At 34.7% G+C, this 14,591-nt stretch carries 19 protein-coding genes; 9 read left to right on the forward strand and 10 right to left on the reverse strand.

Annotated elements, in window-relative coordinates; all coding sequences use genetic code 11:
- Together Dongsha4_RS15970 and Dongsha4_RS15975 are read left to right on the forward strand one after the other, a co-directional pair.
- Window positions 1–450 carry a hypothetical protein gene (locus Dongsha4_RS15970; protein ID WP_330203290.1) on the forward strand — a complete coding sequence of 150 codons (450 nt, stop codon included), beginning with the start codon at window positions 1–3 and terminating at the stop codon, window positions 448–450.
- A 37-nt stretch (window positions 451–487) separates the two neighbouring features.
- Window positions 488–1,051, forward strand: coding sequence for a hypothetical protein (locus Dongsha4_RS15975; RefSeq protein WP_330203291.1), 564 nt, complete (start codon window positions 488–490; stop codon window positions 1,049–1,051).
- Here the strand turns inward: Dongsha4_RS15975 and Dongsha4_RS15980 are convergent.
- Window positions 1,046–1,606: a DUF2062 domain-containing protein gene (locus Dongsha4_RS15980; RefSeq protein ID WP_330203292.1), complete on the reverse strand. Its 561-nt coding sequence runs from the start codon at window positions 1,604–1,606 to the stop codon at window positions 1,046–1,048. The genes Dongsha4_RS15975 and Dongsha4_RS15980 overlap by 6 nt on opposite strands.
- 439 nt (window positions 1,607–2,045) lie before the next feature.
- Here Dongsha4_RS15980 and Dongsha4_RS15985 point away from each other — a divergent pair, with 439 nt between their 5' ends.
- Entirely contained in the window at window positions 2,046–3,545 is a 1,500-nt protein-coding gene (locus Dongsha4_RS15985) for an acyl-CoA synthetase (protein WP_330203293.1), read from the forward strand.
- A 414-nt stretch (window positions 3,546–3,959) separates the two neighbouring features.
- Window positions 3,960–5,390, forward strand: a complete 1,431-nt coding sequence (locus Dongsha4_RS15990) for a TldD/PmbA family protein (RefSeq protein ID WP_330203294.1) — start codon at window positions 3,960–3,962, stop codon at window positions 5,388–5,390.
- Between the two features lie 118 nt (window positions 5,391–5,508).
- Here Dongsha4_RS15990 and leuB read toward each other — a convergent pair whose 3' ends face one another.
- From leuB to Dongsha4_RS16025, 7 genes are all read right to left on the reverse strand, one after another.
- The gene (gene leuB, locus Dongsha4_RS15995; protein WP_330203295.1) at window positions 5,509–6,588 is read right to left on the reverse strand and encodes a 3-isopropylmalate dehydrogenase; all 1,080 of its coding nucleotides are present in this window, start codon (window positions 6,586–6,588) and stop codon (window positions 5,509–5,511) included.
- A gap of 200 nt (window positions 6,589–6,788) precedes the next feature.
- Entirely contained in the window at window positions 6,789–7,067 is a 279-nt protein-coding gene (locus tag Dongsha4_RS16000; RefSeq protein WP_330203296.1) for a YiaA/YiaB family inner membrane protein, read from the reverse strand.
- Between the two features lie 484 nt (window positions 7,068–7,551).
- Entirely contained in the window at window positions 7,552–7,680 is a 129-nt protein-coding gene (locus tag Dongsha4_RS16005; protein ID WP_330203297.1) for a hypothetical protein, read from the reverse strand.
- Complete coding sequence (locus tag Dongsha4_RS16010; protein WP_330203298.1) at window positions 7,667–7,876, reverse strand: hypothetical protein; 210 nt, start codon at window positions 7,874–7,876, stop codon at window positions 7,667–7,669. The genes Dongsha4_RS16005 and Dongsha4_RS16010 overlap by 14 nt, the downstream gene beginning before the upstream one ends.
- 60 nt (window positions 7,877–7,936) lie before the next feature.
- Window positions 7,937–8,080: a hypothetical protein gene (locus Dongsha4_RS16015; RefSeq protein ID WP_330203299.1), complete on the reverse strand. Its 144-nt coding sequence runs from the start codon at window positions 8,078–8,080 to the stop codon at window positions 7,937–7,939.
- A 149-nt stretch (window positions 8,081–8,229) separates the two neighbouring features.
- Entirely contained in the window at window positions 8,230–8,493 is a 264-nt protein-coding gene (locus tag Dongsha4_RS16020) for a Txe/YoeB family addiction module toxin (RefSeq protein ID WP_330203300.1), read from the reverse strand.
- Entirely contained in the window at window positions 8,486–8,740 is a 255-nt protein-coding gene (locus Dongsha4_RS16025) for a type II toxin-antitoxin system prevent-host-death family antitoxin (RefSeq protein WP_330203301.1), read from the reverse strand. Before Dongsha4_RS16025 ends, Dongsha4_RS16020 begins: the two co-directional genes overlap by 8 nt.
- Window positions 8,741–8,967: 227 nt before the next feature.
- Between Dongsha4_RS16025 and Dongsha4_RS16030 the strand changes: the two genes are divergently transcribed.
- From Dongsha4_RS16030 to tatC, 5 genes are all read left to right on the forward strand, one after another.
- Complete coding sequence (locus Dongsha4_RS16030; protein ID WP_330203302.1) at window positions 8,968–9,174, forward strand: hypothetical protein; 207 nt, start codon at window positions 8,968–8,970, stop codon at window positions 9,172–9,174.
- On the forward strand, window positions 9,174–9,443 hold the full coding sequence (locus tag Dongsha4_RS16035) for a type II toxin-antitoxin system mRNA interferase toxin, RelE/StbE family (RefSeq protein WP_330203303.1): 270 nt from the start codon (window positions 9,174–9,176) through the stop codon (window positions 9,441–9,443). Before Dongsha4_RS16030 ends, Dongsha4_RS16035 begins: the two co-directional genes overlap by 1 nt.
- Before the next feature lie 261 nt (window positions 9,444–9,704).
- Window positions 9,705–11,507: a proline--tRNA ligase gene (gene proS / locus Dongsha4_RS16040; RefSeq protein WP_330203304.1), complete on the forward strand. Its 1,803-nt coding sequence runs from the start codon at window positions 9,705–9,707 to the stop codon at window positions 11,505–11,507.
- Between the two features lie 71 nt (window positions 11,508–11,578).
- On the forward strand, window positions 11,579–12,082 hold the full coding sequence (locus Dongsha4_RS16045; protein ID WP_330203305.1) for a late competence development ComFB family protein: 504 nt from the start codon (window positions 11,579–11,581) through the stop codon (window positions 12,080–12,082).
- Between the two features lie 244 nt (window positions 12,083–12,326).
- On the forward strand, window positions 12,327–13,094 hold the full coding sequence (gene tatC / locus Dongsha4_RS16050) for a twin-arginine translocase subunit TatC (protein WP_330203306.1): 768 nt from the start codon (window positions 12,327–12,329) through the stop codon (window positions 13,092–13,094).
- 172 nt (window positions 13,095–13,266) lie between these two features.
- Here the strand turns inward: tatC and Dongsha4_RS16055 are convergent, their stop codons facing one another.
- Both Dongsha4_RS16055 and Dongsha4_RS16060 read right to left on the reverse strand, forming a co-directional pair.
- Complete coding sequence (locus tag Dongsha4_RS16055) at window positions 13,267–13,935, reverse strand: DUF4335 domain-containing protein (RefSeq protein WP_330203307.1); 669 nt, start codon at window positions 13,933–13,935, stop codon at window positions 13,267–13,269.
- Window positions 13,936–13,947: 12 nt separating this feature from the next.
- Window positions 13,948–14,526, reverse strand: coding sequence for a hypothetical protein (locus Dongsha4_RS16060; protein WP_330203308.1), 579 nt, complete (start codon window positions 14,524–14,526; stop codon window positions 13,948–13,950).
- Between the last annotated feature and the right edge of the window lie 65 nt (window positions 14,527–14,591).

A 14,591-nucleotide genomic window follows, 5' to 3' on the forward strand; every position in this document is an offset into this window, starting at 1 on the left:
ATGAATAACTGTCAAAAACCATCACAAAGTAATTTATCTCTACATCAATCTCTTTTTTTCTTGATATTTTCATCAAGTCTTCTTCTTTCAACGGTAACAGCTAAGACTATTTCTGCTAGGCCATTATGTTATCTTATTGACGCCAATGGAAACCAAATCAATTTATCAGATATTTGTGGTCAATCAAAAAAAACTGCGACTATTCAAGAAAAACAATCCTCCACTCTTCCTACTCCTTCTCAGAATAGCCCAAGCAATATAAATCCAAATCAAGCTAACACAATAACCCCAGAAAACTCTGCGAATACTGGAAACGCAACGCCAAATTCTCAAAATACAACGGATGCCCAAAAAGAAGAAGAAATTGATACCACTGAATTTCCTCCTGCACAGAGAAAAATTCCTCTCTTACAAAATCAAAGAAAAGAACAAATTATCGATGAACAATAAAATAAATTATATTAGAATTACTTGATTGATAATTATAATGATGAATAAATATTACTCTTTGGTGGTATTTGGCAATAATAAAAAAGTTAATTTGAAGAGGCTAAATAAGGAATTAGAATTGCAAAAAAAACAATGTTTAGAATTCTTTAAAAATCAGATAGAAATTAAGATTAATTTTTTCGATAATACAATTACTAGCTTTTCTGAAGTCAGTAAGGTATTAAGTGATTTTAAAGGAGATATATTTATCTTATTAAATAATAAATATTATCCAGAACATAATTGGTTGAAAAATATCATTCTTTCTTTTTATAACAGTCATCACCATATATTGATAGGGAAAGTAACTGAAAATAATTTAACTGAAAATAATTTATTGTTTAATTGGTTTAAGCAAGAAAAAAACAATCAAGAAGATATATTCAGTGAGATTAGAAAATTTGTCGGTAATTGTGCGTTAAAAAAATCTTTTATTCAGCCAATTTCGTGCCTATTATCAGTAGATAATGAAGATAAAAAAAGTTGCTTTAAGCGCATTTTTAGAGAAATAGAAACAGAAATACTCTATTCAGAAAATGTACGAGTAGTAAAAAAATTATAGTTTATTTTTTTTCCAGTGATATAATAAGCGTAAAATAAAATGATAAGCAATAGTAGCAGAAATAATTCCGACAATAACAGAGCCAAATAATAAGGTTATAGTTATTTCCGTTCCCATTTGTGCAAATTCACGCCATGATTGCCAGTTAAATTGTAAGTCTTGATTACTAACAAAAAAACCTAAAATAATTTTACCTACATGGAAATTAAATATAAATAAAGGTACATAGGTAAAGGGATTACTAACCCAAGTTCCCATTAAGGCGGTAAATTTATTTCCTCTGACGATAAAAGCCAATAAAAGACTTATTAAAAACTGTAAACCCATTAGGGGTAAACATCCAGAAAAAACTCCTACGGCGAATCCTCTGGCAATTTTATGGGGATGCTCTCTTAATCTTAACAGTTTCCATTTATAATATTTACCATATCTTTTCCAAGAAGAATCCTTTTTTCTACATTGCTTTTTATTCAATCTTTTTTTTTCAGAAGAATAACTATTTTTTGTCAAATTTTGTTCTACATTAGAGGTTTTATTTTTATGAATAAAATTCATTTTTGATTTAATAAAAGTCTATATTTATGGTAAGATTAATGGTAAAATAATTGAAAGTTTCTATGATCAAAGCATAAAGAATATTATTAGTATAACAATTAGATCAGTACAAGACAAAAAACGAAATGAGTTACAATATCTAACACTACTAGGGATTTATAGAATTGAACCATAATATTCCAATAAAACCACACATGAATCAGATTAACTTACTCTGTAACACTTTCAAATAAGATTTACCTTGGAATAGAACTCGTTGCCAAAACTGTTGTCTCATTAATAAACATATCTTAACCTTGGTTTTTTAGTATGTATAGAATACAGTAATATTTTAAATCTATTGGTTTTAATATTTTTTTTGCACATTATTCAGTTTACAAAGAATAAGAATAGAATTACCTTAGCTCCAACTGAAGTTAATATTAAAATTAAAAAAATTATGAATATCCCCTTAGTTAAGGAAGCCGAAAAATATTTAGATAGAATCGCTATCATTGATCAAGAAAAGGAATTTACTTATGGCGATTTATTATTTACTTCCCATCAAATAGCTAGTTTATTGTTAACGGAAAAACTGGATTTAAAAGAAGAGAGAATCGCTTATTTAATACCTTCTGAATTTAATCACGTGGCTATACAATGGGGAATTTGGAGAGCAGGAGGTATATCTGTTCCTTTATGTATTTCTCACCCTTTGCTAGAGTTGGAATATGTAATTCAAGATGCACAAGTTTCTATCATTATTGCTCATCCTAATTTTGAAGATATAGCAAAGTGTCTGGCAGAAAATAGTAATTGTCGTTTTATCTCTACAAAAGACATCACTTCTGTTGATACTCTGGTTACTTTACCCCAAATTGATATTAGCAGAAGGGCTTTAATTCTCTATACTAGCGGTACAACAGGAAAACCAAAAGGGGTGGTTATTACCCACAAAAATATACTTTCTCAAGTTCAAAGTCTTGTGGAGGCATGGAAATGGCGAGAATCTGATAGTATCTTACATACTTTACCATTACATCATATTCATGGAATTATTAATGTTTTAACTTGTGCTTTATATAGTGGAGCTAAATGTCACTTATTGCCTAAATTTGACCCCGAAAGCGTCTGGAATAAAATTCTTGAGGGTAAATTAACCGTTTATATGGCAGTACCAACCATTTATGTTAAATTAATTAATCATTGGCAACGATGCGATCGCATCTTACAAGAACAAATGTCCGCAAAATGTAGAAAGATGCGTTTAATGATTTCAGGCTCGGCGGCATTACCAGTTAAAGTATTACAAAAGTGGCAGGAACTAAGTGGTCATTTTTTACTAGAGCGCTATGGAATGACAGAAATAGGCATGGCTTTATCAAATTCTTTAGAGGGAAAACGTTTAGCAGGTTATGTAGGAAAACCTTTACCCGGAGTAACTGTAAGGCTAGTGGATGAGCAAGGAAATGTCGTTAAAGAAAACACGGCAGGAGAAATCCAAATAAAGGGAAACAACGTTTTTCTGGAATATTGGCAAAAACCAGAAGCAACGGAAAAAGCATTTAAAGATGGTTGGTTTTGCACTGGTGATTTAGCCATTATGGAAAATGAAAACTATCGTATTTTAGGCAGGTTGTCGGTAGATATTATTAAAACAGGAGGATACAAAGTATCTGCTTTAGAAATAGAGGAAGTATTACGCACCCACCCACAAATAAAAGATTGTGCGGTAGTAGGGGTAAAAGATGAGCATTGGGGAGAAAGGGTTTGTGTCGCTATTATTCCTATCCAAGAGGATAAGCTAACTTTAGACAATTTAAGACAATGGGCAAAAGAAAAATTGGCTGTATATAAGATTCCCTCTAAAATGTTGATGGTTGATAATTTTCCCCGTAATGCTATGGGCAAGGTAATGAAGCCTAAAGTCATAGATTTATTTCTTCAAGAGGAAAATTAATTAGAAGTTTAAGAAATAGGGAAATAGGCAATATATAACCTCAGTTTGGTTTAAGAATATCGGGTAAGGATAGGTTTCAGGTGTTGGGGATTGGGGAGAAACGAGAAACGAGAGAGGAGTTAGGAGTTATTAATTCTTAATTCTTAAACCATTGCCTATTGCCTATTCCCTATTGCCTATTGCCTATTTACCTTTGCCTCTTGCTCTTTTCACCATCACTCATAGATGAAAATTTACCCTAACTCAGGTTCGCTTACTGAGTATCTCTGAACTGTGTTAACTTTTGGTTGACATTACTTGTTTTTACTTATAGATTGTCAACTTTTTGTTGATATTCATACAGCATTTTATTTCTAACAAATCATTCCTGATTGCTATATATGATAGATAAAGTTTATTAATAATTGATTGTAAATGTTAGATCTTGAAAAAACCCTTGAGAATCTCGATATTAATGCAGACTGGATCGGATTAAGACAAGTTTGCGAAACTACAACTCATCGTATTTTCCGTGATGGCAAACCCCAAAGTAATGGCAGAAAAATAAATCATGGAGTAATGGTGGAAGTAATGGTTAATGGGCAAATAGGCTATTGTGCTACTAATCATTTGAATCAATCTGCAATTCAACGGGCGGCGGAAATTGCTCAACAACAAGCCGAAAAAGCGAGTAAATGGAGTATTTTTAAATTTAATACGGATATTAGACCTTCCGCAAAGGGAAGTTATCAATCCCCTATTACCGAGTCTGCTAATTTAGTCCATCCCCAAGAGTTAAATGATTTATTAGTCCAAATTTGTCATCGTCTTCGGGTGTCGGATAAGGTGGTTAAAGCTACAGCTATGGCTGGAATTAGTGATATTTCCTCTCATTTTGTTAGTAGTAATGGAGCGAATATTCAACAGCAATTTTCCCTTGTGGAAACTGATTATGCTGCGATCGCACAAGATGGTAATATTGTTCAAAAAAGAAGTGATAACGGAATGTTAGCTAGATGTTATCAAGCAGGAAAAGAAGTCTTTAACCCTGAAATTACCCTTAATCGTGTGCAACAAATAGGAGAAGAAGCGGTAGAGTTAGTTTTTGCCCAAGACTGTCCGAACATGACTACTACCCTTGTTTTAGCACCAGATCAAATGATGTTGCAAATTCATGAAAGTGTAGGTCATCCTTTGGAAATCGATCGCATCTTAGGAGACGAACGTAATTACGCAGGAAGTAGCTTTGTTAAATTATCAGATTTTGGTACACTTGCCTATGGTTCGCCCTTGATGAATATTACCTTTGATCCTACTGTTAAAGGGGAATTTGCCAGTTATGGTTACGATGATGCAGGGCTAAAAGCAGAAAAACAATACTTAATTAAGGATGGTATCTTACTTAGGGGATTAGGTAGTCTTGAAAGTCAACAGAGGTCAAATATTCAAGGAGTGGCCAATTTTCGCTCTTCCTCTTGGAATCGTCCTTCCATTGATCGCATGGCTAATTTAAACTTAGAATCAGGTAATAGTAGTTTCCATGAGATTATTAGCGCGATCGAATTTGGAGTTTATATGAAATCTAACCGCTCATGGTCTATTGATGACTACCGCAACAAATTTCAATTCGGTTGTGAATATGCCCAATTAATCGAAAACGGTAAAATTACTAAAACCCTGAGAAATCCTAACTATCGAGGAGTAACCCAACATTTCTGGCACAATCTCATTTATGTAGGCGATGAATCCACCAGAGAATTTTATGGAACTCCCTACTGTGGTAAAGGAGAACCAAATCAAGCCATTAGAGTTGGCCATGCCTCTCCCGTGTGTGCCTTTAAAGATATTCAAGTATTTGGTTGCTAGGATTTCAGAAAGAGGTGTCAGGTTTCAGGTTTTAGGGGGGAATTTTTTTTAATCTTAACTCCTAACTCCTAACTCCTAACTCAAATGGATTGCCCTTTGCCCTTTGTTTGTAAAAGAACTATAAAACCTTGAGTAAGGCTTCTCCCATACCTTGACAACCTACCGCCTGACAACCTTCAGACATAATATCTCCCGTGCGATAGCCTAAATCTAAAACTTTTAAGACAGCTTGTTCAATTTTATCCGCCGCCAATGGTTCATTTAAACCATAACGAAGCATCATAGCCGCACTTAAAACTTGTGCCAGAGGGTTAGCTTTATCTTGTCCTGCAATATCAGGGGCTGAACCGTGTACAGGCTCAAATAAACCGGGGCGATCGCTTCCTAAACTTGCTGATGGTAACATACCAATACTACCAGTTAACATGGCCGCCGCATCAGAGAGAATATCCCCAAATAAATTACCTGTAACAATAGTGTCAAATTGCTTAGGATTGCGAACTAACTGCATGGCCGCATTATCCACATACATATGTGTTAGTTCCACATCAGGATATTGATTGGCCATAGCATTGAGGCGATCGCGCCATAATTGAGAAACATCTAGTACATTAGCTTTATCTACAGAACACAATTTTCCTGTTCGTTTTTGGGCAGTTTCAAAAGCTACTTTAGCGATGCGATCGATTTCTGATACAGTATAAGCCATAGTATTTACCCCTCTTTTTTCTCCTGTTTCCGAGGTAAAAATACCCTTGGGTTGACCAAAGTAAATACCACCTGTCAACTCACGCACTACCATAATGTCAACCCCTTCCACTACCTCTTTTTTCAAACTAGAAGCATCAATTAGTTGAGGTAAGATAGTCGCAGGACGTAAATTAGCAAATAATCCTAAAGCCGCTCTGATACCTAAAAGTCCCGTTTCAGGACGCTTTTCCCTTGGTAAATTGTCCCATTTATAACCCCCAATAGCCGCTAATAAAACCGCATCACTCTGACGACATTTTTCAACAGTTTCAGCAGGTAAAGGAGTATCTGTTGCATCGATTGCCGCCCCACCAATTAAAGCCTCTTGAAATGAAAATTCTAAATCACATTGTTGAGCAATTACTTTTAAAACATCAACGGTGACTGCCATAATTTCAGGACCAATACCATCACCTGGTAATAGAGTAATAGAATATTTATTCGTCATTATCAATAAAAGTTTAGTATAGACCAACTTTCTATCATACTCTTAAGCTGTTATTTTCTAAAGTCTGAATGTTGACTCAAAACTTTTTCATTCATAGATAGGGGCTTAATCTTATTAACCCCTTACCTGATGAGTCAAATGCTTCTCTTTTCCTCTTTCCTATCCAACGGGTGTAAACTTTTTCAGAAAACTCCCTTAATTTATACTTGATGATGTTCTGCTAATATCTTCTCTAATTTAGCTTCTTCTAATTTACTAATTATTCTCTGAGATTCATGTATATCTCTTTGAGTTTTACTCAAACTAACTGTAGAACTAATAGAAAAAGCCAATCCCATACCTAAATAAGCCTTAATCCATAAATCCACTGGTAAAAAGAAAATTCCAAAGCCCATTCCTCCCACAGAAAGAAAAAAAGATAACCATGTTTGAGCAACCCAAGCATTGCTATGACTTTGATTTACATTATCTTTACTCATCGTTTTATCATCCTAATTAACAATTTATTTAGCACGATTATAAATAGAATAATTTGCTTTTTGTTGATAGTTTGTGACAGTTTTTATAGTGGCTATTTAATTTTTTTTAATAAATTATTGAAGATAAATTATTTGATTATAGTACCTAGAAATAATCTCTAATTTAATGTGTGCAAGTAAGCTATTATGCTAGAAATATCAAAAATCTATCTAAACACTTAGATTTCTTGTCAACTCAAGTATAAATGCTTCAGAAAATTAAACCCAAAATCTGCCCTTACCTTAAACTGCCTGATAGCTGAAACCTCGCTAAATCGAATATTTTTGGGTGATACAAAGGCTGAAAATATTATGTTTTTTCTGACGGATAGACAAAATCGTCAATTAGCTTTAGGGCTAACCCATGAAGAAGTAATAACAGCGATCGCGCAGCGCCACCGAAGGTGATCGCACCTCCCCCAACCCCAACAAGATGCGATCGCTGTTAAGGAAAAATTTGATAAATTTCTCTACGATGTGCAATCCTTTCACAGATAATAATTTTTTGTTTTTTATTAATTGTTAAGCCAATACGATAATCTCCAATTCTAATTTTATATTCAACTTTCCACATTATTTTTGATGACTTCTAAATATTTTAATGCTTCATCTTTTGATAGAGTTTGTTCATCTTCCACTTTTTCTATCAGTTTCCCTAGTCCATAATTTTCTAAAATTTCTTCTATTTGTTCAAATTCGGTAATTGGAATTTGCACGGCTATAGTTTTTTTGTCACTATCTAAAACATAGTTTTTATTAATTTGCAACATTGACGATATTCAAAATTACTAACTTTTTCGTTAAATTATAAACTATTGAATTTATAAATTTTATAACAAAAGCGATCGCGCAGCGCCACCGAAGGTGATCGCACCTCCCCAACAACACCTGAGTTCGATATAAGAAAAATCGTAAAAGTAAGGTGCGGAGGCACGAGAAGCGTGGGCATCTCGACTACGCTCGATAACCAGCATGGGAAGAAAGAGTTTAAAAATGAGTAAAAACAACCATTAAAATTAGTAGATAAGGTCAAAAAATCAATTTTAAATAGTTTTAATTCAATATTTGCTAAGTTTAGCTCCGAACTCCGAACTCCGAACTCCGAACTCAGGTAAAAGTCGATCTATTCTTGATAATGATACCTACAGGAGATAATGGTTAAATAATCGTCATCAATAACATAAACAAGACGATTTGTTTCATCGATACGACGAGACCAAAAACCTGACAAATTTTCTCTCAAAGGTTCGGGTTTACCTATTCCCTCAAAGGGATGAGATAAAGTATCTTGGATAAGTTTGTTAATTCTTTTTAAGGTTTTCTTATCCTGAGATTGCCAATAAAGATAGTCTTTCCATGCTTTACTACCCCAAGCTAATTTACGCATCGATTAAATCGTGTTCTTCTGTTTTACCCTGTTTATATTCTGCGATCGCCTCTTCTAAATGTCTAGCATTAGCTGGAGATTTTAAAAGATAAAATGTTTCCATGAGACTGTCATAATAACTTTTAGACATTAAAACTGCATCCTCTGCATCTCTTCGCACAATTACAGTACAATCTTGATCATTAGCAACAGTATCTAGTATTGATTTAAAGTTTTTTCTTGCTTCAGTAAAATTTACAATATTCATTGTCTTAGTTGTACATTGTTAGGTACATATCCTATTATAATCTGTTTTCTTGTTTGTGTGTGAGATTTTATATCCAATTAAGAACGATCGCGCAGCGCCACCGAAGGTGATCGCACCTCCCCCAATGCCAACAATTATTATTCAATCAAATATTCCGCTCTATTTTTTTATTTTGCTATTTTTGCTTTAGAATTATAAAATAAAGAGATTATAACAAATATAAATCTATGACTTTTAGTGAAGTAGTTGAATCTGTAAAAAAACTTTCTTTTCAAGAGAAAGAAGAATTAAAATCTCTGGTTGAAAAATATTTAGTTGAAGAAAAAAGAGAAGAAATTTATCAACATTACGTCATTAGTCAACAGAGACAAAAAGAAGGTAAATTAACCTTTTCCTCAGATATTGATGAATTAATGAGATCTTTAGAAAATTAATGTTAGAAATAAGTTTTGATGAATCTTTTAAACGAGCTTATAAAAAACAAATAAAAGGTAATATCAATTTAGAACAAAAATTTGAAAGTAAATTAAAATTATTTAGAGATAATCCTTTTGATGTGAGATTAAAAACTCACAAATTATCGGGAAAACTCAAGGATTTATGGAGTTTTAGTATTGAATATTATCAAAGGGTAATTTTGTATTTTGTAGATGAAAATAAAGCGGTTTTTATTGACATTGGTACTCACGATCAGGTTTATTAAAAATAGCTAAAAAGCGATCGCACCCCACACACACCACAAGATGCGATCGCCTTATCATCAGATTGAAAGAAAGTTCGGTTATGCTAGAGAGGTTAATTATTAAGGAATAAGATTAACTATCAGATAATATTAAACTGCTACCTCAAACACAACACATTCCCCATCAGCAATACTAGCATTAGTTGGACTAGAAAGATTAACCTTAATTAATCACATCTCCCGTATAATAAGAGCTTGTTTATAAGCTAAATTATTATAGTTATGCGTTTATCTTCCATGTTATTTGCCACTCTGCGTGAAGATCCTGCGGAGGCGGAAATTAAAAGTCATAAGTTATTATTGAGAGCAGGTTATATTCGTCGTATTGGTAGCGGTGTTTATAGTTATTTACCTTTGATGTGGCGAGTTTTGCAAAAGGTGAGTCAAATTGTGCGGGAAGAAATGAACGCTACAGGGGCACAAGAATGTTTATTACCCCAGATGCAACCTGCGGATTTATGGCAAGAATCAGGGCGTTGGGATACTTATACAAAAGCGGAAGGCATTATGTTTTCCCTTACAGATAGACAAAATCGTCAATTAGCTTTAGGACCTACCCACGAAGAAGTTATAACTGCGATCGCTCGTGATATGGTAAAATCCTATCGGCAATTACCTGTTCATTTATATCAAATTCAGACGAAATTTAGAGACGAAATTCGCCCCCGTTTCGGGTTGATGCGCGGTAGAGAGTTTATTATGAAAGATGGCTATTCTTTCCATACTTCCCCAGAATGCTTGAAAAAGACTTATAATGACATGGATCAAGCCTATAAAAACATCTTTACTCGTTGTGGCTTGAGTTTTCGCCCCGTAGAAGCGGATTCAGGTGCGATCGGCGGTTCTGGTTCTCAGGAATTCATGGTATTAGCCGAAGCTGGAGAGGATGAAATTCTCTACACCGAAGATGGTTTATACTCTGCCAACGTAGAAAAAGCCGTTTCTTTACCTGCGGATAAGGTAACATCCCCCTTTACTAGCTATGAGAAAAAAGCTACTCCTAATACTGAAACTATCGAAAAAGTTTGTAAATTGTTAGAATGTTCTGCAACGAATATTGTTAAAAATGTTCTCTATCAAGCCGTCTATGATTCAGGAAAAACGGTCTTAATTTTAGTCAATATTAGGGGAGATCAAGATGTCAATGAAGTTAAATTAACCAATGAATTAGTAAAATTAGCCCCTAATTATACTGCTAATACTGTACTTAGTTTAACCGTTCCCGATGAGAATGCTCAACAAAAATGGGCAGAAAAACCTTTACCTTTAGGCTATATCGCCCCAGATTTAAGTGATGATTATATTGCTCAAAATAAAGACGTTGCAGGGGAATTTTTACGATTAGCAGATCAAACGGTAGTGGATTTAGAAAACTTTGTTACTGGTGCTAATGAAACAGGGTATCACGTTGTGGGAGCTAATTGGGGGCAACAATTCACCCTACCTAAGTTAACCGTTGACATTCGTAAAGCAAAAGTGGGCGATCGCGCTTTACATAATCCCGAACAAACCTTACAAACCGCTAGAGGTATCGAAGTAGGGCATATTTTCCAACTAGGTACTAAATATTCTGAGGCAATGGGGGCAACCTACACCGCCGAAGACGGCACAGAAAAGCCTTTTGTCATGGGTTGTTATGGTATTGGGGTATCTCGTCTGGCACAGTCTGCCGTGGAACAATCCCACGATAAAGATGGTATAATCTGGCCAGTTGCGATCGCACCTTATCACGCTATAGTCGTTATTCCCAATATCACCGATGAACAACAGGTAAAAATTGCCGAGGAAATCTATCATAATCTGAATCAAGCAGGAGTAGAAACCCTCTTAGACGACAGAGACGAACGAGCAGGGGTAAAATTCAAAGATGCGGATTTGATTGGTATTCCCTATCGTATCGTAACAGGAAGATCTCTCAAAGATGGAAAAGTCGAGTTAGTGGAAAGAAGCACAAAAAACTCTCAAGATGTTCTTGTTGAGGAAATCGTCAAAATAATATCAGAAATGATCAAGAATAACTCATAATAAAAAAGGGGAAAAACCAAATCCCCTTCTCTATCCGTGTCAAATACTATTTGTCCTCAATCAGAAAAATCATGGTATCTGAACCGCAAACTTATAAAAACGTGATGGAAGCCTTTGTGCAAGAAGAGATTGAATTTCAACTGCAAAATAATAAGGCTTTGAGTAGAAGTGCAGACTATATCAATTTATTAGAGGTTGCTACTTTTGCCCTTAATCGACTCCCTTGCTATTATGCTTCATCCATAGAGGGGATAGAGAGACAAAGAAGAAGAATTAAAGAAAAAAGAGAGTTAAAACAGAAAATATCTTTTGTGGTATCTCAAGCCTTTGCGGCCGTAGAAAGAGACCCTCTTAGACGCTCGACTCCTATAGTTGAAGCAGATAAGAAGGATATTTTTGATGAAGCTAGAAGTGTCGTTTCTCAAGCCCAAGACACTCTCCCTGAAACTGAGTTATGTTGGATTATTTCTTTTATGGAGGCTTTTCTGACGAACGTTACTTATAACAGTGTATCAGCCGAAGAGGTCGTAAAACTTTATTATTTACTATATTATTACTGGCAGGAAAATCAATAATTTTCCATTATAAAAAGGCAAAAGGCAAACCCCCCTTTATCCTCCCTATTTAGGAGGGAAGGCAAGAGGCACTCATTAGTTTAATGAACTTTAACCCTAACATCCCAACACCCCAATCCCTCAACACCGCAAAACCTGAAATCTGACACTTCTTTCCGAACTCCGAACCCCTATCATCATGCTAATATGATAAAATCAAGTTTGCTTAATTTATCCTAGTTGATCAATATCTTTACCAATACTTATGACCACTCAGCAATTAGAAAATTCGGTTCAGGATAAAAATTCTCCTGAATATTGGGATGAAGTTCCTAATCCTGCGGAAATGTCTTTTTTTGATCATCTCGAAGAATTAAGACAAAGGATTTTTGTTAGTTTAATTGCTGTACTATTAAGTGCGATCGCCTGTTTTGCTTTTGTTAAAACTATCGTAGCTTGGTTAGAAGTTCCAGCCCAAGGAGTTAAATTTCTACAGTTAGCGCCGGGAGAGTTTTTCTTTGTATCTATTCAAGTAGCAGGTTATACAGGAATTATTCTCGCCGCCCCCATAATTCTCTATCAAATAGTTCAATTTGTTTTACCCGGATTAACTAGAAAAGAAAGAAGATTTTTAGCTCCAGTGGTATTCGGTTCAAGTATTCTCTTTTTTGCTGGTTTAGCCTTTGCTTATTATGTTTTAATTCCCGCCGCTCTGAAATTTTTTATTGGCTACGGTGGTGATGTGGTAGAACAATTATGGTCAATTGATAAGTATTTTAAGTTTATTTTACTGTTAATGTTTTCCACTGGTTTAGCTTTTCAAATACCAGTCATACAACTACTTTTGGGTATGCTAGGCATAGTATCCTCTCAACAAATGCTATCAGGTTGGAGAATTGTGATTTTAGCTTCGTTGATTTTGGGAGCAGTTATCACTCCCTCCACAGACCCTTTAACTCAATCTCTCCTTGGCGGTGCAGTTTTAATGTTATATTTTGGTGGTATTGGGATGGTTAAGTTGATTGGGAAATAATAAATAGGGGTTGAGGACAAGGTGATGTCATCAGGGTAGGGAACAGGGAATAGGCAACAGGCAACGGTGTTTAGTTAACTTTCCCCCCTCATCTCCTTTTCTTTCGAATCCCCGAATACCCCAAACACCCTAAACCATAAAAATCAGAACCCTCATGTCTCCAAATTATTTGTTATTCATTTTCGCTAGGTTTAGAAGGGGTTTCCACGGGAATTACTTGTTGATTTGTTTCTCTAGCAGGTTGAGGTTCTTGATTGGGGTCTTTTATATTATTAGGATTAGGAATGAAGAAAAGTGCGATCGCGGCTAAGGTAAAACCAACAAAGCCAAGGGTAGCGGGGGTAGATTGTTCCACAAAGGAAACCTCCGCCTGACGATGACGACGAGATAAGGGCTTTATTTCATTTTTTAACTGGGGTAAAGTTAAAGGGTCTTGATACAGTTGATCTAAAGCATCTAATAAATCGAAAAGCTGTACTGTGGTTAATTCCCATTCTAATTGTTCTTCTGCCTGATCTTTTTCTTTTTGCCAGACCAATAAATGACGCTTTTTGTCTTCAAGATTGGTTAAATAAATATAGTCGTTTTTATCTTTAGACTCAACGGGATGATTTAAACCACTTAATAAATCGTGAGTGTAACTACTAACTGCATGGAGTAAATGTTCTACAAAAGTTAATCCTCCTTGTAAAGTGGTTGAATTTCCTATAATTTGACATTTTGCCAGAGTTAGCACCGACATTACTGATATTGCTTCTTGATTATCACTCTCCTCACTAAAACCTTGTAAAGATAGAACACAATTAGGAGACATATATTGACGCTCGATCGAACTACTCATAATCTATTAATTTTAATGTTGACAATCTCTTAACCATAAATTCACAGCCTGTCCAATTATACCGTTAGTCGTATCACGGGGAGGAGAAACGGAAAAATCTCCTTCGGGTTGAGGGTAGCCAAATCTTGTCATTGCCTTAACTAATTGCCATCCTTGAGGGGTAAATGTAAAAATTAGCCAATGGAAATTTTGAGCTTCAATAATGCGATTATCACTAGAATATTGTCTTTCCAAAGTGGTAAAAAATAATTGTTTTGTCTCCTGATTTTCTGATATGTAAAAATCCTCACTAGCAAAATTATTTAAAGGTAAAGATTGAGTATCAGGAATACTAGCAGTCACAATATAGGTGGGCAAAAAATTATCTAAATTAGGATAAATTCTTGAGCTTTGAATAACCCTATTACCATAATCTGCAATATCTTTTGTTAAAGATTGTGTTAAATTTTCCCAATTACTATTACATTTTTCCAATATATTATGAGATTTTATTTCTTTATTTTCTAGGGCGAATATCTGGGGAGCATAAAACCATATTTCACCAATGAATATAAAGATGAATGGAAGAAGAAAATTATGTTTGAATTTCATTTATTTTATCAAGTCCTATCTTTCCTCAAAGTATAGTTTTTGGAGATTTGCTCACCTAATTATAA

The organism is Cyanobacterium sp. Dongsha4, from assembly GCF_036345015.1.
In the GTDB taxonomy this organism is placed as follows: domain Bacteria; phylum Cyanobacteriota; class Cyanobacteriia; order Cyanobacteriales; family Cyanobacteriaceae; genus PCC-10605.

Coding starts and splice junctions, on each gene's coding strand:
- Dongsha4_RS15970 (WP_330203290.1), top strand. CDS start 1: ATGAATAACTGTCAAAAACCATCACAAAGTAATTTATCTCTACATCAA.
- Dongsha4_RS15975 (WP_330203291.1), top strand. CDS start 488: ATGATGAATAAATATTACTCTTTGGTGGTATTTGGCAATAATAAAAAA.
- Dongsha4_RS15980 (WP_330203292.1), bottom strand. CDS start 1,606: ATGAATTTTATTCATAAAAATAAAACCTCTAATGTAGAACAAAATTTG.
- Dongsha4_RS15985 (WP_330203293.1), top strand. CDS start 2,046: ATGAATATCCCCTTAGTTAAGGAAGCCGAAAAATATTTAGATAGAATC.
- Dongsha4_RS15990 (WP_330203294.1), top strand. CDS start 3,960: ATGTTAGATCTTGAAAAAACCCTTGAGAATCTCGATATTAATGCAGAC.
- leuB (WP_330203295.1), bottom strand. CDS start 6,588: ATGACGAATAAATATTCTATTACTCTATTACCAGGTGATGGTATTGGT.
- Dongsha4_RS16000 (WP_330203296.1), bottom strand. CDS start 7,067: ATGAGTAAAGATAATGTAAATCAAAGTCATAGCAATGCTTGGGTTGCT.
- Dongsha4_RS16005 (WP_330203297.1), bottom strand. CDS start 7,680: ATGTGGAAAGTTGAATATAAAATTAGAATTGGAGATTATCGTATTGGC.
- Dongsha4_RS16010 (WP_330203298.1), bottom strand. CDS start 7,876: ATGTTGCAAATTAATAAAAACTATGTTTTAGATAGTGACAAAAAAACT.
- Dongsha4_RS16015 (WP_330203299.1), bottom strand. CDS start 8,080: ATGCTGGTTATCGAGCGTAGTCGAGATGCCCACGCTTCTCGTGCCTCC.
- Dongsha4_RS16020 (WP_330203300.1), bottom strand. CDS start 8,493: ATGCGTAAATTAGCTTGGGGTAGTAAAGCATGGAAAGACTATCTTTAT.
- Dongsha4_RS16025 (WP_330203301.1), bottom strand. CDS start 8,740: ATGAATATTGTAAATTTTACTGAAGCAAGAAAAAACTTTAAATCAATA.
- Dongsha4_RS16030 (WP_330203302.1), top strand. CDS start 8,968: ATGACTTTTAGTGAAGTAGTTGAATCTGTAAAAAAACTTTCTTTTCAA.
- Dongsha4_RS16035 (WP_330203303.1), top strand. CDS start 9,174: ATGTTAGAAATAAGTTTTGATGAATCTTTTAAACGAGCTTATAAAAAA.
- proS (WP_330203304.1), top strand. CDS start 9,705: ATGCGTTTATCTTCCATGTTATTTGCCACTCTGCGTGAAGATCCTGCG.
- Dongsha4_RS16045 (WP_330203305.1), top strand. CDS start 11,579: ATGGTATCTGAACCGCAAACTTATAAAAACGTGATGGAAGCCTTTGTG.
- tatC (WP_330203306.1), top strand. CDS start 12,327: ATGACCACTCAGCAATTAGAAAATTCGGTTCAGGATAAAAATTCTCCT.
- Dongsha4_RS16055 (WP_330203307.1), bottom strand. CDS start 13,935: ATGAGTAGTTCGATCGAGCGTCAATATATGTCTCCTAATTGTGTTCTA.
- Dongsha4_RS16060 (WP_330203308.1), bottom strand. CDS start 14,526: ATGAAATTCAAACATAATTTTCTTCTTCCATTCATCTTTATATTCATT.